This window comes from Flavobacterium zhairuonense (assembly GCF_004352915.1).
Classification (GTDB): domain Bacteria; phylum Bacteroidota; class Bacteroidia; order Flavobacteriales; family Flavobacteriaceae; genus Flavobacterium; species Flavobacterium zhairuonense.
In genome coordinates this window covers 1-216 of the sequence record NZ_SJSY01000004.1, presented here as the reverse complement: position 1 = coordinate 216, position 216 = coordinate 1, and the positions used below count along the sequence as shown (strand labels likewise).

At 42.1% G+C, this 216-nt stretch carries 1 protein-coding gene; it reads left to right on the top strand.

Annotated elements, in window-relative coordinates; genetic code table 11:
• On the top strand, positions 1 to 216 hold a 216-nt coding region (locus EYY60_RS22095; RefSeq protein ID WP_162847804.1), incomplete at both ends, for a hypothetical protein.

Genomic DNA, 216 nt, shown 5'->3' with positions numbered 1-216 from the left:
ATCTGTTCTGGAAATACTTACACTTGGCCGGCAAACGGAATTACCTACTCTACATCACAAAATGCATTAAAAATAGTCAATGACGGATGCACGGCGGATCAAATATTGAACCTGACTGTAACTGATAAACCTGCCGATGCGATAACCAATCAAACAATCTGCTCGGGACAGACTTACACTTGGCAAGCAAACGGAATTACCTATTCCACATCACAG